The following is a 19,497-nucleotide window of genomic DNA, read 5'->3' as shown; positions in this document are numbered from 1 at the left end:
AAGGAGGACGACCGAGAGGGCGTGCGGTGATGACCGAGACGAACCGGCCGGAGACGGCCTCCGCGGGCGCGACGGAGGCCACGCAGACGCGCATCAGGCCCACCCGGCGGGGCGGCGGCCACCCGGCGACCCGGGGACGGACGACCATCGCCGACGGTGTGGTGGAGAAGATCGCCGGGCTCGCGGCGCGTGAGGTGCTGGGCGTGTATGCCCTGGGCAGCGGCCTCAGCCGCACCTTCGGCGCCGTGCGCGACCGCGTGCCCGGCGGATCACGGGCCGCCGCCCGCGGGGTGAAGGCCGAGGTCGGCGAGGTGCAGACCGCGCTCGACCTGGAGATCGTCGTCGAGTACGGCGTGTCCATCGCCGACGTCGCCCGCGCCGTGCGCGAGAACGTCGTCGCGTCCGTCGAGCGCATGACAGGACTGGAGGTCGTCGAGGTCAACATCGCGGTCATCGACGTCAAGCTGCCGGAGGAAGAGGAGGAGCCGGAGCCGCGGCTCCAGTAGCCGGACGAGGGAGAGGGCAAGGTGAGGAGCGCAGCATGAGATTGGCCGTGATCGGCATGATCGCCGGAATGGCGCTGGGCTTCGCCGGGTACTTCGGCGGATTCGGTGCCTTCCTGCTGGTGGCCGCCCTCGGTGCCGTCGGCTTCGTCGTCGGCCGCTTCCTGGAGGGGGACCTGGACCTGGGAGACTTCTTCCGTCCCCGCGACGGCGGGCGGCGGTGACCCGTGCCCGGCTCCGCCGGTGAGCATCGGCAGACGGACCAGGCCGGACGGGCGGCTTCCGTCGCCGGGCCGGCCGTCGTCGCGCCGGCCGAGCGCGGCGCCACCCGGATCGCCGACCGGGTCGTCACCAAGGTCGCCGCGCAGGCGGCACGGGAGGCACTCGGCCCGCTGTCCCCGGACGCCGCTTCGCCGCAGGCCACGGTCGTCGTGCGGTCCCCGGCCCCCGGCCCCCCGCGAGCGGGGGAGCCCCCGGCCGAAACGGCGAACGTCCGCGTCGTCGTCGAACTCGACTACCCCTGCGACATCGGCGGCCGGTGCCGTGCGGTGCGTCGCCGGGTCGCCGAGCGGGTAGGCGCTCTGACGGGGATGGACGTGTACGAGGTGGCCGTCCGGGTGGAGCGGCTGCATCTCGCACCGGCACACGGGAGGACGCAATGAGCGAGTCCCAGGGCCACGAGAGCACCCAGCGGCTCCCGGTCCTCGAAAAGACCGCGGACGGCGGACCCGGGCAGCTCTCGTCGGCGGCGGCCTACGGGGCGGCTTCCGGAGCGGACGGCGGGGGCCGCCGGTTCTGGTCCGTGCGGCGGGTTCCCGCGGGCGTCCTCGCGGTGCTCGTCCTGATCTCGGCCGGCCTCTTCCTGTACGACATCGCGGCCGTCCGCGCCCACCGGCCCGCCATGCGCTGGCGCCCGGCCCTCGCCCACCGGCTCGCCGGGCTTTCCCTCGACGACACCCGGGTGCTCGTCGGGGCGGGTGCGGTGACGGCCCTCGGCCTGTGGCTGCTGGTGCTCGCCGCGACACCGGGACTGCGGCGTGTGCTGCGGATGCGCCCGGCGCACGCGGACGTTCGGGCGGGGCTGCACCGTGAGGCCGCGGTCCTGGTGCTGCGTGACCGGGCCATGGAGGTCTCCGGGGTGCAGTCCGTGCGGATCCGTCTCGGGCGCACCCGCGCGGATGTGCGGGCGGTGTCGCATTTCCGGGAACTCGACGACGTACGCGCCGACCTGGACACCGTGCTCGCCGACGCCGTACGGGGCCTCGGGCTCGCCCGGCCGCCCGCGCTGTCGGTGCACGTGCGGCGGCCCGGGCGGAGGGGGTGAGCGCGGTGCTGCGGATCGTCAACCGGGTGCTGACAGGGCTGGCCGGAGTGGTGTTGCTCCTCCTCGGCGGCTCCGTGCTGGCCGTCGGCCTGGGCGCCGCACCGCCCTCGTGGTGGATCCACCGGGGACCGCACGACGTCCTGCTGAGCGACGCCGAGCGCACCCGGTGGCGGGACCAGGGCTGGTGGTGGCCGGCGGTCCTGGCCGGGCTCGTCGTCCTCGTGCTGCTCGCACTGTGGTGGCTGTCGGCGATCCTGCGCCGGCACCGGCTCGCGGAGATCCTCGTCGACACCGGCGACGGCGAGGGCGCCCTGTTGCGCGGCCGGGCCCTGGAGGACGTACTCGCCGGTGAGGCGGAGCGGTTGGACGGCGTCGAGCGGGCGCATGTGCTGCTGTCGGGGCGGCGCAGCGCACCCGAGGCGAGGGTGCGGCTCCTGCTGGAACCGCACGTGGACCCCGGTGACGCGCTGCGCCGCCTGACCACCGAGGCGCTTGCCCACGCCCGCGACTCCGCCGGGCTGGCCGTGCTGCCCGCGGAGGTGCGACTGCGTGCTGTCGGGCACCGGCCGGAGCGAGTGAGCTGACGCCCGGGCCACCGGTCCACGCCGCCGATGCCCGTACGCGCGACCGGTCCACGCCGCCGATGCCCTTGCGCCGGCGTGGACCCGGGCGTCAGAAGCCGTGCCGGGCGCCGCCGTCCACCGGCAGCATGATGCCCGTCAGGTACGACGCCGCGGGGGACAGCAGGAACGCCGCCGTGCGGCCGAACTCCTCCGGGGTGCCGTAGCGGCGCAGCGGGATGCGGGCCTCGGCGGCCGCGCGCGTCGCCTCAGGGTCGGCGGACAGGGCGTCCAGCTCACGGACCCGGTCCGTGTCGATGCGGCCGGGGAGCAGCCCGACGACGCGGATGCCGCGCGGGCCCAGCTCGCTCGCGAGGGACTTGGCGAAGCCCGCGAGTCCGGGTCGCAGACCGTTGGAGATGGTCAGTCCCGGGATCGGCTCGTGCACGGAGCTGGACAGCACGAGGCCGATGACACCGCCCTCCGGCAGTTCCGCGGCGGCCGCGCGGGCGAGCCGCACCGCGCCGAGGAAGACCGACTCGAAGGCCGCCGTCCACTGCTCGTCCGTGTTGTCGGCGACATGGCCGGGCGGCGGGCCGCCGACGCTGATGAGGACGCCGTCGAAGCCGCCGAAGTGCTCGCGCGCGGTGGCGATGAGCCGGGCCGGCGCCGCGGGGTCGGCGTTGTCGGCGACCACGCCCGCCGCGTTCGCGCCCAGTCCGGCCGCGGCCTCGGCGGCCCGCTTCTCGTCCCGGCCCGTGACCACCACCTTCGCACCGTCGGCGACGAGTTCCCGCGCTGCCGCGTTGCCCAGCCCGCGCGTGGCGCCGGTGACGACGTACACGCGGTCCTTCAGTCCAAGATCCATGCTCCCTATCCTGCCGTCCCGTCCCCGAAAAGGTCGAGGGCGCCGGCCACCAGGCCGAGATGGCTGAACGCCTGCGGGAAGTTGCCGAGCAGACGGCCGGAGGCCGGGTCGTACTCCTCGGAGAGCAGACCGACGTCGTTGCCGAGTCCCACCAGGCGTTCGAACAGCTCACGGGCCTCGTCCGTGCGGCCGGTGAGGTGCAGGGCGTCCGCGAGCCAGAACGAGCAGACGATGAAGGAGCCCTCCCTTCCGGGCAGCGAGTCCACCGAGCCGTCCGTGGAGTACCGGCGCAGGAGGCCGTCGCAGGCCAGTTCCGACCGCACCGCGTCGACGGTGCCGATGACGCGCGGATCGTCCGGCGGCAGGAAGCCGACGTGGGGGATCAGCAGCAGCGCGGCGTCGAGACCGCGGGAACCGTAGTACTGCGTGAACGTGTTCCGCTCGGGGTCGAAGCCGCGCTCGCACACCTCCCGGTGCACCTCCTCGCGCATGGCCCGCCAGCGCTCCGGATCGCCTTCGAGCCGCGGGTCCGCCTCCAGGGCGCGGACGGTACGGTCGGCGGCCACCCAGGCCATGACCTTCGAGTACACGAAGTGGCGGCGCGTGCCGCGCACCTCCCACACCCCCTCGTCCGGCTGCCGCCAGGCCGACCGCAGGAACTCCATCAGCGCGCACTGCACCTGCCACATGTGCGGTTTGACCGGCAGCCCCGAACTACGCGCCAGCGAGAGCGAGTCGATGACCTCGCCGTACACGTCGAGTTGCAGCTGCTTCACGGCCTCGTTGCCGACCCTGACCGGGGCCGAGCCCTGGAGGCCGGGCAGCCAGGCCAGCTCGTACTCGGGCAGCCGACGCTCGCCGGACAGGCCGTACATGACCTGCAGGTCCGCCGGGTCGCCGGCGACCGCGCGCAGCAGCCAGTCGCGCCATGCCTCCGCCTCCTCGTGGTAGCCGGCCGCCAGCAGCGCCTTCAGGGTGAGCGTCGAGTCGCGCAGCCAGCTGTAGCGGTAGTCCCAGTTGCGCACGCCGCCCGGCACCTCCGGGAGCGAGGTGGTGGGGGCGGCGACGATGCCTCCGGTGGGTGTGTAGGTGAGGGCCTTGAGGACGATCAGGGAGCGCATGACGGCGTCCCGGTGCGGGCCGCGGTAACGGCAGCGCGCCGCCCACGCCCGCCAGTCCGCGACGCTGCCGTCCAGCGCCTCGAACGGATCGATGAAGGGCGGACGCGGCTCGTGCGAGGGATGCCAGGTGAGGACGAAGGCGACCTTCTCGCCCTGCCCGACCGTGAACTCGCAGTGGGTGACGAAGTCCTCGCCCCAGGTGCGCACCCGGGGCAGGCTGCGCAGCCACACCGAGTCGGGACCCGCGACCGCCACGTGGTGGCCCTCGGCCCGGCGCAGCCACGGCACGATCGAGCCGTAGTCGAACCGCAGCCGGATGCTGCCGTGCAGGGTGACGCGGCCGTCGAGACCCTCGACGACGCGGACCAGGTCGGGGGCGCGGTCGCGCTGGGGCATGAAGTCGGTGAGGCGGATCCTGCCGTCCGGGGTGTCCCACTCGGAGTCCAGGACGAGGGTGTCGGGGCGGTAGGCGCGGCGGGTGCACGCGTCGGCCCCGTCGGGCGCGATCCTCCAGTGGCCGTGGTCCTCGGTGCCGAGCAGCCGGGCGAAGCAGGCGGCCGAGTCGAAGCGGGGCAGACACAGCCAGTCGATCGAGCCGTCGAGGCCGACCAGCGCGGCCGTCTGCCGGTCGCCGATGAGCGCGTAGTCCTCGATGCGCGGGTGCACGGGGTGCGGGTTCCCGGCGAGCCGGGCGTCGAACCGGGCGCGAGGCGGCGGTGGCCCGGTCGGCGTACCCCCAGGTTGTGGCCCGCCCGAGTGCCCAGGACACGCCGGTGCCGCCGTCGGCGCGGGAGAAGATCACGCCGGGGTCCGCCGGGGCCCGGTTGAGGACCCACAGTCCGATCAGCACGGCCAGGGTGAAGACGACCGCGATGAGCACGGCGAGGACGAGCCGGCGCCGGCGCTCGCGGCGCAGCCATTCGCCGCGTGCGGTGCGATAGGCGTCGGGGGCGGCGCGTACCCCGTCCGCCAGCGCGGCGAGGGCCTCGCGCAGCTCCCGCTCGGTCCGGTCCGGGCTGGTGTCGTTCGTCGCCGGGCCTCCATGGCCTGCGTCAGGGCGGCGATGCCGCGTGCCGTGTGGGTCTTGACGGAGCCGCAGGAGATCCCCATCGCCGCGGCGATCTGGCTCTCCTTCAACCCGAGCCAGTGCCGCAGTACCAGTGCCTCGCGCTGCCGGGCCGGCAGTTGCTGGAGGGCGTCGATCAGCACGCGCTGGTCGTCGCGGTGGAGTGCGGTGCTCTCGGCCGAGGCGACGACGTCGTCGGCCGGCTTCTCAAGGTGTTCGAGGTGCTCGACGTGCTTGCGGGCGACCTGCAGGTGGCGTATGCGCATACGCGTCAGATTGCAGACGGTGGAGCGCAGATACGCCTCCGCCGCCTCCGTGTCCCGCAGCCTCCGCCACCTTCGGTAGATCTGGTAGTACGCCTCGGCGACCACGTTCTCCGGGTCGTCCGCGCCGAGCAGCACGGCGAGGCGCAGCATGGAGGCGTAGTGCAGCTCGAACAGCCGGGCCAGGGCGGCCTCGCGTTCCAGCTCTGCCGGGTCGCCCACCGCGGGGGCGAGGGGCTCGGCGGGGCCTGCGGGCTGCGGGACGAACGGCTCCTGCGGCAGCGTGGCGGGCGGGCTGTGTCTGCGTCTCCACGGGTTGTTCGCTCCGGTCTCGGGGCGCCGCCTGGCGGTCAGGCGCGACGGTAGGTCGGTCGCGTCGGCGCTGCGCGGGACACCGAGGCGTTCGAGGGCCGCAGTCCCGGCCACGGCGACGGTCAGGCTCAGGAGCAGGGCCGCGAGCCCCGCGTAGATCTCCAGGGGCGGCTGTGCGGTGGTGAGGGGCACGATCGACGAGAATCCCTCCCGTACGACCAGGAACGTTCCTGCCGTCATGCCCACGCCCCATCCGGCGAGCAGGGCCCGCGGGTGCAGCCACCCGGTGAACAGCCCCACGGCCACCGCCGGGAAGATCTGCAGGATCCAGACCCCGCCGAGCAGGTGGAGGTTGATGGCGTCCTGGTCGCGCAGCCCGAACACGAACGCCACCGCGCCCGCCTTCGCGGTGAGGGACACCGCTTTGGCGATGCGCACCTGCCGCTTGGGCGTGGCCGTCGGGTGGACGTACTCGACGTAGACGTTCCGCACGAATCTCGTGGCGGCCGCGATGGACATCACGGCCGCGGGGACCAGCGCCCCCACGGTGATCGCGCCGAACACCAGCCCGGCCAGCGGCCCCGGCATCAGCCGGTCCACCAGCATGGGCACGGCGGCCTCGGCCCCGCCCTCCGGGGCCCGGACCCCCGTCGCGAGGGCCGCGACACCGAGGAAGCCGAAGAGTGCGAGAAGCCCGGTCCAGGCGGGAAGCGCCACGCAGACCTTGCGCAGGGTGCGCGGACCGTCGGCGGCGAAGCCGGCGGTCAGCACGTGCGGGTACATCAGCAGGGCCAGCGCGGAGCCGAGGGCGAGGGTGGCGTAGGCCGGCTGCTGGGCGGGGGAGAGGAGCAGCGGGGAGTGCGCGGTGTCCGTCCCGCCGAGCCGCCGTGCCGTGCCGTCGAAGACCGGACCGGGGCCCCCGAGCCGGTGCAGGAGCAGCCAGCAGACGGCGGTCAGCGAGACGAACACGGCCACCGCCTTGAGCGCGGAAATGACGGCGGGCGCCCGCAGGCCGTGCCGGTACGTCGCCACCGCGAGCCCCGCGAAGAGCGCCACCATCACCAGGTCGCCGGTCGCGCCCCGCGGGTAGACGCCGCCGGCCGTCAGCACCGCCCGGATGCCGAGCAGCTGCAGGGCCAGGTAGGGCATGGTCGCGAGGATCCCGGTCAGCGCGACCACCAGGGCCAGGGGCGGTGACCCGTACCGGCCGCGCACGAAGTCGGCGGCGGTGACGTAGCCGTGCCGGCGGGCCACGGACCACAGGCGGGACAGCAGCACGAACGCGAGCGGGGAGACGATCACGGTGTACGGCACCGCGAAGAAGGCGGGCGCGCCGGTGCCGTAGGCGAGTCCGGGTACGGCGGCGAACGTGTACGCGGTGAAGACCGTGCCGCCGAGCAGCATCCAGGTCCACACGGGGCCGAGGCTCCGGTCGGCGAGGGCCCAGCCGTCCAGGGAGGGCAGCCGGTGGCTGGGGCGCAGCCGGCGTGCGGTGACGGCGAGCAGCGACGCTCCGCCGGTCACGGCGAGGAACGTCGCTGTCATGGCGCTGTCGGCCATGGGCCAAGCCGGGCATCTGGCTGTGCAGCGGTCTCGTCGTGGCCGCCTGGGGATACTTCCTCTACACCGGGGCCACCGACCCGCTCGGCGGGATCAACCAGCTCTTCCCGCTCTTCGGCATCGCCAACCAGCTGCTCGCCGCGATCGCCCTCGCCGTGTCCACCGCCATCCTCGTCAAGTCCGGACGGCTGCGCTGGGCCTGGGTCACCGGTCTCCCGCTGGCCTGGGTGGTCGCGATCACCTTCACCGCCGGCTGGCAGAAGATCTTCTCCGACGACCCGAAGATCGGCTTCTTCGCCCAGCGTGCGCGGTACGCCGACGGCATCGAGGCCGGCACGGTCCTGCCGCCCGCCAAGACCCTCGACGACATGCACACCGTGGTCACCAACTCCACCGTCGACGGCGTGCTGATCACGCTGTTCCTGCTGCTGGTCGCCGTCGTGATCGGCAACGCCGCGGTGGTGTGCGTCCGGACGCTGCGCTCCCCGGTGCCGCCGCCGACCACCGAGGCGCCGTACGTCGAGTCCCGCATCGACGTGCCCGAGCAGGCCGGCGGCCCGTTGGTGGGGGCACCCTCATGAGCGCCCGGACGTGGGCGCGGGCCGTGCGCTGGTACCTGCGCGAGCTGACGGGGGAGGCGGAGTACGACCGGTACTGCGAACACCACCGGCGCCGCCATCCGCACGCGCCGGTGCCGACCCGTCGCGAGTACGAGGTGCTGCGCACACGGCACCGGGAGACCCATCCGCAAAGCCGCTGCTGCTGACGCGCGCGGCACCGAACGCGGCGAGGGCGCGCCGCACCGGCAGAACGACGACACACCCGCCCCGCCCGGCCGGCGCCCGGCTTGCTCGGCGCCTGCTCGGTCGGGTGCCGTTCGGTGTGGCGTCCGGTGCGGCCGGTGTCTGTCCGGTCGGCGTCCGGTTCGGTGGGCGCCTGCTCGGTCGGGTGCCGTTCGGTGTGGCGTCCGGTGCGGCCGGTGTCTGTCCGGTCGGCGTCCGCCCGGTCGGCGTCCGCACCGGCGCTGCCGACGGAGCTCAGGCCGTGGCCGGTGCCGGCTCCTGGCTCGGCCGCTTCGCCGCTGCGGCGCGGTCGCGGGCCTCCCGGCGGGCCAGGACGGCCCAGCCGACCGGGACGCCCGCCGAGAACAGCCACCACTGGATGGCGTAGGCCAGATGCGGCCCGATGTCGCCGTGCTCGGGGTCGGGCAGCAGCTCGGGGCTGCCGCCCTTGGGGGCGGGCGAGGTCAGCTCGACATAGCCGCCGAGGACCTGCCTGCCGCCGAGGAGCTCGGCCTCCTGCCCGCTGTCGATCAGCATGACCTGGCGGTCCGGCAGGCCCCGCACGTTCTTGATGCCGCTGCCCGCGGTCGTCTCGTCCGGCATCAGCCGGCCCGTGATGGTGACCTCGCCGGGCACGGGCGCCGGGATCCTGGGGAACGAGGTCTGTGCGGTGCCCGCGGGGACCCAGCCGCGGTTGACCGTGAGGACCTTGCCGTCGTCGAGGACGAAGGGGGTCAGGACGTGATAGCCGACCTCGCCGTCCGCGTTGGTGCGGCGGCGCACCACGACCTCGTGCGTGGTGTCGAAGGTCCCCCTGGCCGTCACCCGCCGGTACAGGTCCCGGTGCGCGACCGTCGCTCCGGGGGAGGTGAGCGACTCGGCGGGCACCGGCTTCGCCGCAAGAGAGTCGGCGATCACCTTGTTCAGCGCGACCCTGTGCTCGTGGCGGTGCAGCTGCCAGAAGCCCAGCTCGATCATCGTCGGGATGAGGGCGAGGGCGACAAGGGTGAGGATCACCCACTGCCGGGACAACAGGAAGCGGTACACCCCACGACCGTACCTCTCGGGACGTGGGGCGCCCGCACAGGGGCCCTTCAGGCGTGGTCGACGATTCCCGCCTTTCCCTCCGCCCGGGAGCAGTGCGCCCCGCAGTAGAAGTGGCCGTCGACCTCGACACCCTGCCCGATGATCTGGACGCGACAGTGTTCGCAGATGGGTGCCATCCGGTGGATGGCGCAGGAGAAACAGTCGAAGACGTGCACCGCGCCCTGCGCGTGCACCTCGAAGGTCATTCCGTAGTCATTGCCACATACTTCACATCTCGCCATGCGCCACAGGGTGGGCCGTCGGCGCGGCGCGGGCGAGCGGGCGCCGGGCGAGTCGCGCGGCAATCACCCGTACGTCGGTCAACCGCCGTCCTTCACTCCTTCGCGGCGGGCGCCGCGCCGCCCGCCGCGGGCTCGACGTCGCGCAGCAACTGCCCGAACGCCGCCTCGTCCACCACCGGCGTCCCGTACTGCCGCGCCTTGACCACCTTGGAGGTGCCCGAGTCCGGATCGTTGGTGACGAGGAGACTGGTCAGCCGGGACAGGCTCGTCGCGACGTGCAGCCCGGCCTCGACCGCCCGGTCCTCCAGCAGCTCGCGGTCGACGGAGGTGTCGCCGGAGAACGCGACCCGCATACCCTGCTTGAGGCGCTTGCCCTCTTCGTACCGCCCCGGGTTGGGGTAGGGGCAGGCGGGCCGCTTGCGGGAGGGACGCCAACTGCCCGGATGGTAGGCCGGGGAGGACTGCCGGCCGATCGCAGGGGAGGCGGACCACTCGACCAGCGGGCGGCACTCCAGCAGCGGCAGCCGCAGGCCCCCGCGCGCCGCCGCGTGCAGACTCGGCCGGAACGCCTCGGCCAGCACACGCGCGTCGTCCAGCGCGTGGTGGGCCCGACGCTGGACGACGCCGAAGTGCGCGGCCAGCGTCTCCAGCTTGTGGTTGGCCAGTGGCAGGCCCAGCTCCTTGGAGAGCGCGATGGTGCACAGCCGCTGGCGGACCGGCGCCTCGCTCTGCGCGCGCGCGTACTCCCGGGCGATCATCGACCAGTCGAAGACCGCGTTGTGCGCGACGAGGACACGGCCGTCGAGCCGGTCGGCGAACTCCCCGGCGATGTCCCGGAACAGCGGCGCCCCTTCCAGCGCCTCGCTCGTGAGACCGTGGATCCACACGGGGCCCGGGTCGCGCTCCGGGTTGACCAGCGTGTACCAGTGGTCCTCGACCTCGCCGCGCGCGTCCAGCCGGTAGACGGCGGCAGAGATGATCCGGTCGTCCCGGGCCAGGCCGGTGGTCTCCACGTCGACGACCGCGTACCCCTCCGGGTACGCGGCCGGCCAGGCGGCCGGGGCCGCTGCGGTCGTACGGTCTTCGAGCATGGTCACTGAGGATACGGGCCGCGTCTGACACTCCCGCGCGCACCCGCACCCGGGAGCCGGACCGCGTCACGCTCGCGCGGGGGCGCGCACAACCGGGCGGTGTGCCGCGGGAGTTCACCGCCCGCCCGGACGCCGCCTTGTCGGCCGCCTGTCCGGGATGGACGCCCGTGGGGCTTTCGGCACCTCCGTCCGCCGGTCGTCCGCCGGTCGTCCGCCGGGCGCGTCCGCGGATGCCAGCAGGGATCGCGTCAACGCCTCCACGGAGGTGACGAACAGCCGTTCCAGGTCCGGCGGACCGGCCAGCGCTTGGGCCAGCGCGGGATCGTCCCCGGCGGACGCCGCGTCCCACAGCTCCTGCTCGCCGGGGTGCTGCGCGGGGGCACGCTCGCGGTTGCGCTCGACCAGGACGTGGCCGACTACCTGGAACTGCACGGCCCGTACGAGGTCCGCGGCCCGGGCGCCGCGCAGTCCGGCCGCGTGCGCCTCGCGCACCAGGGACTGCTGGGCCGGCAGGAACATGCGCTCCGTCAGACCCCGTTCGTGGACCATCGCGATGAGGTGGGGGCGGTCGAGCAGTTGGCGGCGCAGGGCCCGCGCGACGGACACGATCCGCTGTGCGGGCGTGCGCCCCGACGGCCGGATCTCGCCGAGGTCGGAGACCGTCCGCTCGACGAGCGCGTCGAGCAGGGACTCGCGGTTGCCGACGTGCCAGTAGATCGATGTGACGGCGGTACCCAGCCGGGCCGCGAGCCCGCGCATGGTGAGCAATTCCGGACCGTGCCGCCTCACCAGGTCCGCGGCGGCGTCCAGGACCTCGTCCCGCGTGAGTGCCGCTCTCGCCATGATCCCCCCGAGGTCCGCCCGTGCAGCCCTGTTTACCCCGCACGAGGAGTGCTGTAACTGTGTTACAGGTGACGGCCCATCAGAAGAAGGGCGGTACGACATGGCACGAGTGCGCTACGGCGCGCGCACCGAGGCGGAGATCGCCGCGGCACGCACCGCACGGGCGGAGCTCCCCGACATCTGGTCCACGGGCGTGGTGGCCGTCTGGGAGAGCGACCCGGACGCGGTGGCGGCGGTGCTGCCGCCACCGCTCGAACCCACCGGGCGGCCCCTGGTACGGGTGAACATCAGCACGGTCGAGCTGCCGGGATACCCGCTGGGCGCGGGCTCCTTCGCGGTCGCCGCGGCGCACGGCGGCGTCGGGGGCTGGTACCCGTTGGTCATGCCGATGACCCACGAGCGGGCCCTGACCGGCGGCCGCGAGGTCTTCGGGGAGCCGAAGAAGCTCGGCGAGGTGACGGTCGAGCGCGACGGCCCCGTCGTCCGTGCCTCGCTGGCCCGGCACGGCGTCGCGTTCGTGGAGGTGCGCGGCACGGTGAGCGGTGACCTGCCGGTGCCGGAACCCCGCCCGAAGACCGACTTCTACTTCAAGTTCCTCCCGGCGGTGGACGGCTCCGGCTTCGACGCCGGCCCCGTCCTCGTGCACTGCGTACGCCGCGAGACGGTGCGCAGGCTGGAACGGATCACCGGGGACGTCGTCCTGCGCGAGTCGGCGTACGACCCCGTCGCGGACCTCCCCGTGCGCCGGCTCGTCGAGATCACCATCGGCGAGAAGACCAGCGACCAGCGCGGCAAGGTCGTCGAACGGGTCAGCGCCGAGGCCCTGCTGCCCTACGCCCACCAGCGCTACGACGACCCGCAGCAGGTACACGACGGACTGCCCGAGGGGAGCGCGTGATGGAGCTGAGCGCCGGACAGGTCGCCGTCGTCACCGGCGCGGCGAGCGGCATCGGCCTCGCGATGGCGCGGCGGTTCGCCGCCGAGGGGCTGCGGGTCGTCCTCGCGGACGTGGAGGAGGGCGCCCTGGAGAAGGCGGCGTCCCTGCTGCGCGAGGAGGGCGGCACCGTGCACGCGCGCGTGGTCGACGTCGGGGAGCGCGCCGAGGTGCTGGCCCTCGCCGACGACGTGTACGAGCGGTTCGGCGCCGTCCATGTGCTCTGCAACAACGCGGGTGTCGGCTCGGGCGCCGAGGGCCGCATGTGGGAGCACGACCCGAACGACTGGGCGTGGGCCTTCGCGGTGAACGTGTGGGGCGTCCTCCACGGCGTCCAGGCGTTCGTACCGCGGATGCTCGCGGGCGGGCAGGCCGGTCACGTCGTCAACACCTCGTCGGGCGACGGCGGCATCGCGCCGCTGCCCACCGCCTCCGTGTACGCCGTCACCAAGGCGGCCGTCGTGACGATGACCGAGTCCCTGTACGCGCACCTGAGGGCCGAGCACGCGCGCGTGGGCGCCTCCGTGCTCTTCCCGGGCCCGCACATGCTGCGCACCGGACTGTGGGAGTCGCACCGCAACCGGCCCGCCCGGTACGCCAAGCAGAAGCCCCGCAGGACCCCGTACCGCAGCCTCGCGCAGTGGGAGTCCGCCATGAGGGCGGCGGGGAACGAGGTGCGGTTCACACCCGTCGAGGAGGTCGCCGGGCTGGTCGTGGACGGCATCCGCGCGGACCGCTTCTGGCTGCTGCCCGGCAGCGAGCACAGCGACGCACAGATCCGGGCGCGGGCGCGCTCCATGCTCGACCGCGCGAACCCGTCGTACCTCGAACGCTTCATCCTCGACTGACAGGGGCCGCCGTGACCGACCACGACCCGTACCTGATCATCTCCTCCGACTGCCACGCCGGGCTGCCCACCGAGGAGTACCGGCCCTACCTGGAAACTCGTTTCCACCGGGACTTCGACGAGTTCCTCGCGGGGCGCGACCGCCGCCGCGAGGAGATGACCCGGCTCGGCATCCGCAACGAGGCGTTCGCCGCCCGGTGGTTCCAGGACAACGAGGAGGGGCTGCGCGGAGGATGGGACACCGCGCGGCGCCTCAAGGAACTGGACGGCGACGGGGTGGCCGCCGAGGTGGTCTTCCCCGACGCCGACGCGGTGGACAGCCGCACGGCCGCGCCCTTCGGCGTGGGCCTCGGCCTCTCCGGCGACCAGGACCCCGAGCTGGGCATGGCGGGCGCGCAGGCGCACAACCGCTGGCTCGCGGACTTCGTGTCCGAGCACCCCGAGCGGCACTGCGGGGTGGCCTTGCTGCCCCTCACGGCGGAGACCGGCCGCGTCGTCGCGGAGGTGCACCGCGCCAGGGAGTCCGGTCTCGGGGCGCTGATGATCCCCTCCATGTGGGCCGGCAAGGAGCCCTACCACGACCGCCGTTACGACCCGGTGTGGGCCGCGGCGGCCGAGTGCGGGATGCCCGTCCTCACCCACTCCGGGGCCGCGCCGCGGCACGAGTACGGGGACCACCTGGGCATCTACGTCTCCGAAGTCACCTGGTGGCCGACGCGCCCGCTCTGGTTCCTGCTGTGGTCCGGGGTGTTCGAACGGCACCCGGGGCTGAGGTTCGGCGTGGCGGAGTCGGGCTGCTGGTGGCTGCCGAACCTGCTCTGGTTCATGGACCGCCTCTACCTGGGCGCGCACGGCGGCAAGAAACTCTCCCCCTTCGCCGAGCTGAAGCGGCCGCCCCACGAGTACCTGGACCGGCAGGTCTTCGTCTGCGCCACCAACACCAAACGGCGCGAACTGGCCCAGCGGTACGAGATCGGCGTGGACAACATCCTCTGGGGCAGCGACTTCCCGCACCCCGAGGGCACCTGGCCCGACACGCGCGCCTGGCTGAGGCGCACCTTCCACGACATCCCGGTGGGCGAGACGCGCCGCATGCTCGGGCTGGCGGCGGCGGAGGTCTTCGGCTTCGACGTGGAGCGGCTGACCCCGCTGGCCCGGCGCATCGGCCCGACCCCGGCGGACCTCGGCCAGAGCGACGACCAGGCCGCCGTGGAGGCCTCGTGGGCCCGCTCGCGCGAAGTGGGCCGCCACTGGCTGACCGGCGAGGACTTCCCGGCGCTGGGGGCGACCCCGTGAACGAGCGGTACACCGTGATCTCCGCGGACTGCCACGCGGGCGCGGACCTCCTGGACTACCGGCCCTACCTGGAGTCGCGGTACCACGACGACTTCGACACGTGGGCGGCCTCGTACGTCAACCCGCACGAGGACCTGCTCGCCGACACCGCCGACCGGAACTGGAACTCGGACCGGCGCCTCGCGGAGCTGGAGGCGGACGGGATCGTCGCGGAGGTCGTCTTCCCGAACACGATCCCGCCGTTCTTCCCGTCCGGCTCGCTGATGGCCCCGACACCCACGCGGGAGGAGTTCGAGCGGCGCTGGGCGGGCCTGCGGGCGCACAACCGCTGGCTGGCGGACTTCTGTTCGGCGGCTCCCGGCCGCCGGGCGGGCGTCTTCCAGATCCTCCTCAACGACGTCCAGGAGGCGGTGAGGGAGATCCGGTGGGCGGTGGCGGCGGGCCTGCGCGGCGGTCTGCTGCTCCCCGGCACGCCGCCGGGCTCGGGCCTGCCCGAGCTCCACTCCCGTGCCTACGACCCGATCTGGGGGGTGTGCGAGGAACTGGAGGTACCCGTCAACCACCACGCGGGCTCGGCGTCGCCGCCCCTGGGGGACGAACCGGCCGCACGTGCGGTCTTCATGGTCGAGACGACGTGGTTCTCCCACCGCGCCCTGTGGCACCTGGTCTTCGGCGGGGCCTTCCACCGTCATCCCGGGCTGAAACTGGTGCTGACCGAGCAGGGCTCGGGCTGGATCCCCGGCGTGCTCGACATGCTGGACTACTACCACGGCCGGCTGGTCGCGGCCGGCACGAAGGCGTCGACGGCGGAGTCGAGGTTCGGCGCGGGCCTGGCGGCTTCGATGGGCAAGCGCCCTTCGGAGGTGTGGCGCTCCAACTGCTTCGTCGGCGCGAGCTTCATGCGTCCGCACGAGGTGCCGCTGCGCGACCGCATCGGCCTCGGCAAGATCATGTGGGGGAGCGACTACCCGCACGACGAGGGGACCCACCCCTACACACGGGAGGCCCTCAGAGCCGCCTACGCCGGCGTGCCGCGTGAGGAGGTGGCGGCGATGGTCGGCGGCAACGCGGCCCGGCTGTACGGCTTCGACCCGGCCCTCCTGGACCCGATCGCCGCCAGGGTGGGCCCCACGGTGGCGGGGACCGCCGAACCCCTGACCGAGCCGCCGGGGGACGCGACGAGTCCCGTGTTCGCCTGGGGAGGCCGGGTACGGGTCTGGTGACGGGCGGCGCACCGGTCCGGCCCGGCGGCCAGGGGCGGTGCGCCGGAGGGCGCACCCGGGATGCCATCCTCACCCTGTGACGAAACCCATGCACCCCGAGCCCCACGGCGGCGATCTCGGCACCCGGCTGAACTGGCTGCGGGCCGCGGTCCTCGGCGCCAACGACGGCATTGTCTCCACCGCGGGCCTCGTGGTCGGCGTCGCAGGCGCGACGACGGACCGCTCGGCCCTGCTGACGGCCGGTCTGGCCGGGCTGCTGGCCGGATCCATGTCCATGGCGGTCGGCGAGTACGTCTCGGTCTCCACCCAGCGCGACTCGGAGAAGGCGGCGCTGGCCCTGGAGAGATGGGAGCTGAGGGAGCAGCCGGAGGCGGAGCTGGAGGAGCTGACCCAGCTGCTCCGGGAGCGCGGCCTGTCGCGGGAGGTGGCCCGCGAGGCGGCGGTCCAGCTCACGGAGCGGGACGCGCTGCGCGCCCACGCGCGCGTGGAACTCGGCATCAACCCCGACGAGCTGACCAACCCGTGGCACGCGGCGTGGGCGAGCTTCCTGGCGTTCACGGTGGGCGCCCTGCTGCCGCTGCTGGCGATCGTGCTGCCCCCGACGGGCTGGCGGATCCCGGTGACCGTGGTGTCCGTCCTGGCCGCGCTCGTGGTCACCGGCTGGACCAGCGCGAGCCTGGGAGCGGCCGAGCCGGGGCGGGCCGTGCTGCGGAACGTGGCCGGCGGGGCGCTGGCGATGGCGGTGACGTACGCGGCGGGCGCGCTGCTGGGCGCGACCGGGGTCTAGCCGTCCATGGGCGGAGACCACCGAACGCGCCCCCGCCCCGGCCATACTTGTCGGTAACAACCTCTAGCCTCAGCGGCCCGGCGGCCCTACGGTTCATCCATGCCGAACCTGCCCGATGTCGTGCTGTGGTCGATACCCGCCTTCGTGCTGCTCACCGTGATCGAGGCGGTGAGCTACCGGATCCATCCCGACGAGGACGCGGAGGGATACGACGCCAAGGACGCCGCGACCAGCATCAGCATGGGGCTCGGCAGCCTCTTCTTCGACTTCCTGTGGAAGATCCCGATCGTCCTGGTCTACGACGCGGTCTACGGGCTCACGCCGCTGCGCGTGCCCGTGCTGTGGTGGACGGTCCCGCTGATGCTTCTCGGGCAGGACTTCTTCTACTACTGGTCCCACCGCGGGCACCACGTCATCCGGATCCTGTGGGCATGCCACGTCGTGCATCACTCCAGCCGCAAGTTCAACCTGAGCACCGCGCTGCGCCAGCCCTGGACGTCCCTCACCGGCTGGCCCTTCTACGTCCCCCTGGTCGCCCTCGGCGTACACCCGGCCGCGCTGGCGTTCTGCTCCTCCACGAGCCTCGTCTACCAGTTCTGGATCCACACCGAGCGCATCGACACGATGCCCCGGTGGTTCGAGGCCGTCTTCAACACGCCGTCGCACCACCGGGTGCACCACGCGTCCCAGGGCGGTTACCTGGACCGGAACTTCGGCGGCATCCTCATCGTCTGGGACCGGCTCTTCGGATCCTTCGTCCCCGAGACGGAGCGGCCGGTGTACGGGCTCACCAAGAACATCACCACGCACAACCCGCTGAGGGTCGCCACGCACGAGTACGTGGCCATCGCCAAGGACGTCAGGGCGGCGCGCGGTTGGCGCGAGCGGGCCGGGCGGGTGTTCCGCGGGCCAGGCTGGGAGCCGGCACCGGCACCGGCACCGGCACCGGCCGCGGCCGTCGCCACGGCACCGGCCGTCGAGGAGCCTGCCGCATGAGCCCCCTGCGCGAGCGCCTCGCGCGCGTGACGTTCCTCGCGTTCGGGGCGGCCGCCGCCGTCGACCTCGGGTCCCTGGCCGCCGGCTACCACCCGGGGCACGTCCTGGCCAAGCCACTCCTGATGCCCCTGCTCGTCCTCCACGCGCGCGTGCGCGGCGGTCCGCGCCTCCTGATCGCGGCCCTGCTGCTCGGGTGGGGCGGCGACCTCCTGCTGATGTCCCACGCCGACGCCGCCTTCCTCGCGGGCATGGCCTCCTTCGCCGCGGGGCACGTCTGCTATCTCCTCCTCTTCCGGCGGTACGGCGCGCCGGGCCCGCAGCGCGCACGGCTCGCCGCCGCCTACGGCGTCGCCCTCGTCGTCCTCGTCGCCCTGCTGTGGCCCGGGCTCCCGGCCGGTCTGCGCGTCCCCGTCGCCGGCTACAGCCTGCTGCTGACCGCCATGGCGTACGGCGCCACCCGGCTCGGACCCGTCGCGGGCGCGGGCGGTGCGCTGTTCATGCTCTCCGACACCCTCATCGCCACCGGCGTCGCCGACTGGCCGCAGCTCCCGCGACCGGACTTCTGGGTCATGGCCACCTACGCGGCCGCGCAGACGCTGCTGGTGCGGGGCGCCCTCGACGGGCGACGGGAACCGGCGACGGGAGCCGCCGACGGCGTACGGCACGGCGAGCCCGTCCACCGCCCGACGGGGCGGTGAGAAGCCCGGACGGCAGTGCCGAGCGCCCGGAGCCGGCCGTCGACGCGCCCGCCACCGCGCATCAGGACCAGCGGATCGGCGGCGGCAGCGCCGTCAGCAGCCCCGACACCGCGACGACCAGGCACAGCGCCGCCACCTCCGCGCGCGCCGGGGAACAGGCGCTGAGCGGATCGGCGGCATGCCGAAGCCGCCGGCGCGCCATCAGGGCGAGCGTGGCGACGACGGCCACGAGCAGCAGCTTGGCCAGCAGGGCGCGGCCGTACGCCGTCGTCGTGAGCTGGCCGAGGATCGTGTCGGTGGGCATCCGGCGCAGCGAACTCCACACCCCCGTCGCGGTGATCGCGGCCAGCAGCACGGCCGCCACGCGCGCGTAGAGTCCCAGCAGCGCGGCGCCCGCCCCGGGGACGCCACGCCAGCGCCGCACCGTCCGCAGCACGGCCGGCAGACCCCCCGCCCACAGGGCCGCGCAGGTCAGGTGAACCAACGTCAGGCCCGAGCCGGTCAGTGCACCGTGCTCCGTCGTGGGATGGGCGCGCAGTGCCTCCGCGACGACCACCGCGGCCGGCGGCCACAGCCGCAGGGACGGCCGGCGCGAGAGGGCGCACACCCCCGCCGCCAGGAAGGCGTTGACCTCCAGGAGGGCCAGCGAGCCGTCCCTGGTGCGGTACAGCCCCCCGAGGTCGATCTGGTCGAGCCGGTCCGGGACCAGGTTGCCGGCGGCCACGACCGAGGCGAGCGCCAGCGCGGCCGCGAAACCCGCGACGGCCGCCCAGGGCGCCAGGCTGCGCGGCGCACCGGCCCGGGGCGCGTCCGGCACCCGGCGGACCAGCCGGGCGCAGAGGAACTCGCCCGCCGGCACGCACAGCGCCGCGAACAGGACCGTGCGCAGCAGGCCCGTGCCGCCGGCCCCGGGCGCGGCCGCCTCGCCCGTGTCCCGCAGTGCCGCCGAGGGACCCAGCAGGGGTATCAGGGCGGCGGCGCTCACGAGGGCGAGGACGGCGACGGCGCGCCGGGCCGACGGGTGAGGGAGGGCGGGGGAGAGCGGCGCGGGCACGGACGCCGCGCCGGCGCCCCCGCCGCCGGCTTCGGCCGGAG

20 protein-coding genes and 4 pseudogenes are annotated in these 19,497 nt (G+C 74.0%); 14 read left to right on the top strand and 10 right to left on the bottom strand.

Translation table 11 applies throughout. The features are described 5' to 3' along the window. The first annotated feature begins 29 nt into the window (after positions 1 to 29). Genes ACFSL4_RS16460 through amaP form a run of 5 tightly spaced genes read left to right on the top strand, consistent with a single transcriptional unit; the run spans position 30 to position 2,411 of the window. Entirely contained in the window at positions 30 to 506 is a 477-nt protein-coding gene (locus ACFSL4_RS16460) for an Asp23/Gls24 family envelope stress response protein (protein ID WP_381083165.1), read from the top strand. Between the two features lie 35 nt (positions 507 to 541). After that, positions 542 to 727 (top strand): hypothetical protein, encoded by a 186-nt coding sequence (locus ACFSL4_RS16455; protein ID WP_381083163.1) that lies wholly within the window; start codon positions 542 to 544, stop codon positions 725 to 727. A 3-nt stretch (positions 728 to 730) separates the two neighbouring features. After that, positions 731 to 1,165 (top strand): Asp23/Gls24 family envelope stress response protein, encoded by a 435-nt coding sequence (locus tag ACFSL4_RS16450; RefSeq protein WP_381083161.1) that lies wholly within the window; start codon positions 731 to 733, stop codon positions 1,163 to 1,165. After that, a complete protein-coding gene (locus tag ACFSL4_RS16445) occupies positions 1,162 to 1,827 on the top strand; it encodes a DUF6286 domain-containing protein (RefSeq protein WP_381083159.1) in 666 nt (221 codons plus the stop codon). The genes ACFSL4_RS16450 and ACFSL4_RS16445 overlap by 4 nt, the downstream gene beginning before the upstream one ends. Then, positions 1,824 to 2,411 carry an alkaline shock response membrane anchor protein AmaP gene (gene amaP / locus ACFSL4_RS16440; protein WP_381083157.1) on the top strand — a complete coding sequence of 196 codons (588 nt, stop codon included), beginning with the start codon at positions 1,824 to 1,826 and terminating at the stop codon, positions 2,409 to 2,411. The genes ACFSL4_RS16445 and amaP overlap by 4 nt, the downstream gene beginning before the upstream one ends. Positions 2,412 to 2,499: 88 nt before the next feature. On the opposite strand, the gene ACFSL4_RS16435 is transcribed toward amaP, so the two are convergent. The 5 genes and pseudogenes from ACFSL4_RS16435 to ACFSL4_RS16415 form a co-directional block, all read right to left on the bottom strand. After that, entirely contained in the window at positions 2,500 to 3,255 is a 756-nt protein-coding gene (locus ACFSL4_RS16435; RefSeq protein WP_381083155.1) for an SDR family oxidoreductase, read from the bottom strand. A gap of 5 nt (positions 3,256 to 3,260) precedes the next feature. After that, positions 3,261 to 5,042, bottom strand: a complete 1,782-nt coding sequence (locus ACFSL4_RS16430) for a glycoside hydrolase family 15 protein (protein ID WP_381083153.1) — start codon at positions 5,040 to 5,042, stop codon at positions 3,261 to 3,263. Between the two features lie 97 nt (positions 5,043 to 5,139). After that, positions 5,140 to 5,370, bottom strand: a pseudogene (locus ACFSL4_RS16425) (hypothetical protein); the annotation flags it as partial. 62 nt (positions 5,371 to 5,432) lie between these two features. Further along, positions 5,433 to 5,927, bottom strand: a pseudogene (locus ACFSL4_RS16420) (sigma-70 family RNA polymerase sigma factor); the annotation flags it as partial. 90 nt (positions 5,928 to 6,017) lie between these two features. Continuing rightward, positions 6,018 to 7,577, bottom strand: a pseudogene (locus ACFSL4_RS16415) (sodium:solute symporter family protein); the annotation flags it as partial. 5 nt (positions 7,578 to 7,582) lie between these two features. Between ACFSL4_RS16415 and ACFSL4_RS16410 the strand changes: the two are divergent. Then, positions 7,583 to 8,158, top strand: a pseudogene (locus ACFSL4_RS16410) (carbon starvation CstA family protein); the annotation flags it as partial. Continuing rightward, positions 8,155 to 8,343: a YbdD/YjiX family protein gene (locus ACFSL4_RS16405; RefSeq protein ID WP_381083151.1), complete on the top strand. Its 189-nt coding sequence runs from the start codon at positions 8,155 to 8,157 to the stop codon at positions 8,341 to 8,343. The pseudogene ACFSL4_RS16410 and the gene ACFSL4_RS16405, both read left to right, overlap by 4 nt. A gap of 271 nt (positions 8,344 to 8,614) precedes the next feature. On the opposite strand, the gene ACFSL4_RS16400 is transcribed toward ACFSL4_RS16405, so the two are convergent. The 4 genes from ACFSL4_RS16400 to ACFSL4_RS16385 form a co-directional block, all read right to left on the bottom strand. Next, positions 8,615 to 9,406, bottom strand: coding sequence for an SURF1 family cytochrome oxidase biogenesis protein (locus tag ACFSL4_RS16400; RefSeq protein WP_381083149.1), 792 nt, complete (start codon positions 9,404 to 9,406; stop codon positions 8,615 to 8,617). 47 nt (positions 9,407 to 9,453) lie between these two features. After that, entirely contained in the window at positions 9,454 to 9,687 is a 234-nt protein-coding gene (locus tag ACFSL4_RS16395) for a hypothetical protein (protein WP_381083147.1), read from the bottom strand. Positions 9,688 to 9,779: 92 nt separating this feature from the next. Beyond that, positions 9,780 to 10,778 (bottom strand): DEDDh family exonuclease, encoded by a 999-nt coding sequence (locus ACFSL4_RS16390; protein WP_381083145.1) that lies wholly within the window; start codon positions 10,776 to 10,778, stop codon positions 9,780 to 9,782. Positions 10,779 to 10,892: 114 nt separating this feature from the next. Continuing rightward, positions 10,893 to 11,621 (bottom strand): TetR/AcrR family transcriptional regulator, encoded by a 729-nt coding sequence (locus ACFSL4_RS16385; protein ID WP_381083143.1) that lies wholly within the window; start codon positions 11,619 to 11,621, stop codon positions 10,893 to 10,895. Positions 11,622 to 11,721: 100 nt separating this feature from the next. Between ACFSL4_RS16385 and ACFSL4_RS16380 the strand changes: the two genes are divergently transcribed. The 7 genes from ACFSL4_RS16380 (at position 11,722) to ACFSL4_RS16350 (ending at position 18,402) form a co-directional block, all read left to right on the top strand. Beyond that, the gene (locus ACFSL4_RS16380; RefSeq protein ID WP_381083141.1) at positions 11,722 to 12,519 is read left to right on the top strand and encodes an acetoacetate decarboxylase family protein; all 798 of its coding nucleotides are present in this window, start codon (positions 11,722 to 11,724) and stop codon (positions 12,517 to 12,519) included. Continuing rightward, positions 12,519 to 13,403 (top strand): SDR family NAD(P)-dependent oxidoreductase, encoded by an 885-nt coding sequence (locus ACFSL4_RS16375; protein WP_381083417.1) that lies wholly within the window; start codon positions 12,519 to 12,521, stop codon positions 13,401 to 13,403. Before ACFSL4_RS16380 ends, ACFSL4_RS16375 begins: the two co-directional genes overlap by 1 nt. 11 nt (positions 13,404 to 13,414) lie before the next feature. Further along, complete coding sequence (locus tag ACFSL4_RS16370; protein ID WP_381083140.1) at positions 13,415 to 14,698, top strand: amidohydrolase family protein; 1,284 nt, start codon at positions 13,415 to 13,417, stop codon at positions 14,696 to 14,698. Continuing rightward, positions 14,695 to 15,921 (top strand): amidohydrolase family protein, encoded by a 1,227-nt coding sequence (locus ACFSL4_RS16365; protein ID WP_381083138.1) that lies wholly within the window; start codon positions 14,695 to 14,697, stop codon positions 15,919 to 15,921. The genes ACFSL4_RS16370 and ACFSL4_RS16365 overlap by 4 nt, the downstream gene beginning before the upstream one ends. A 76-nt stretch (positions 15,922 to 15,997) precedes the next feature. Further along, a complete protein-coding gene (locus ACFSL4_RS16360; RefSeq protein ID WP_381083136.1) occupies positions 15,998 to 16,708 on the top strand; it encodes a VIT1/CCC1 transporter family protein in 711 nt (236 codons plus the stop codon). Positions 16,709 to 16,807: 99 nt separating this feature from the next. Next, a complete protein-coding gene (locus ACFSL4_RS16355) occupies positions 16,808 to 17,704 on the top strand; it encodes a sterol desaturase family protein (RefSeq protein WP_381083134.1) in 897 nt (298 codons plus the stop codon). Then, complete coding sequence (locus tag ACFSL4_RS16350) at positions 17,701 to 18,402, top strand: lysoplasmalogenase (protein WP_381083132.1); 702 nt, start codon at positions 17,701 to 17,703, stop codon at positions 18,400 to 18,402. The genes ACFSL4_RS16355 and ACFSL4_RS16350 overlap by 4 nt, the downstream gene beginning before the upstream one ends. 61 nt (positions 18,403 to 18,463) lie before the next feature. Here the strand turns inward: ACFSL4_RS16350 and ACFSL4_RS16345 are convergent, their stop codons facing one another. After that, positions 18,464 to 19,456: a CopD family protein gene (locus ACFSL4_RS16345; protein WP_381083415.1), complete on the bottom strand. Its 993-nt coding sequence runs from the start codon at positions 19,454 to 19,456 to the stop codon at positions 18,464 to 18,466. Positions 19,457 to 19,497 lie beyond the last annotated feature (41 nt).

This window comes from Streptomyces caeni (assembly GCF_042678285.1).
Lineage (GTDB): Bacteria > Actinomycetota > Actinomycetes > Streptomycetales > Streptomycetaceae > Streptomyces > Streptomyces caeni.
Note: the sequence above shows the minus strand (reverse complement) of the source record. Positions and strands in the feature narration are given on the sequence as shown.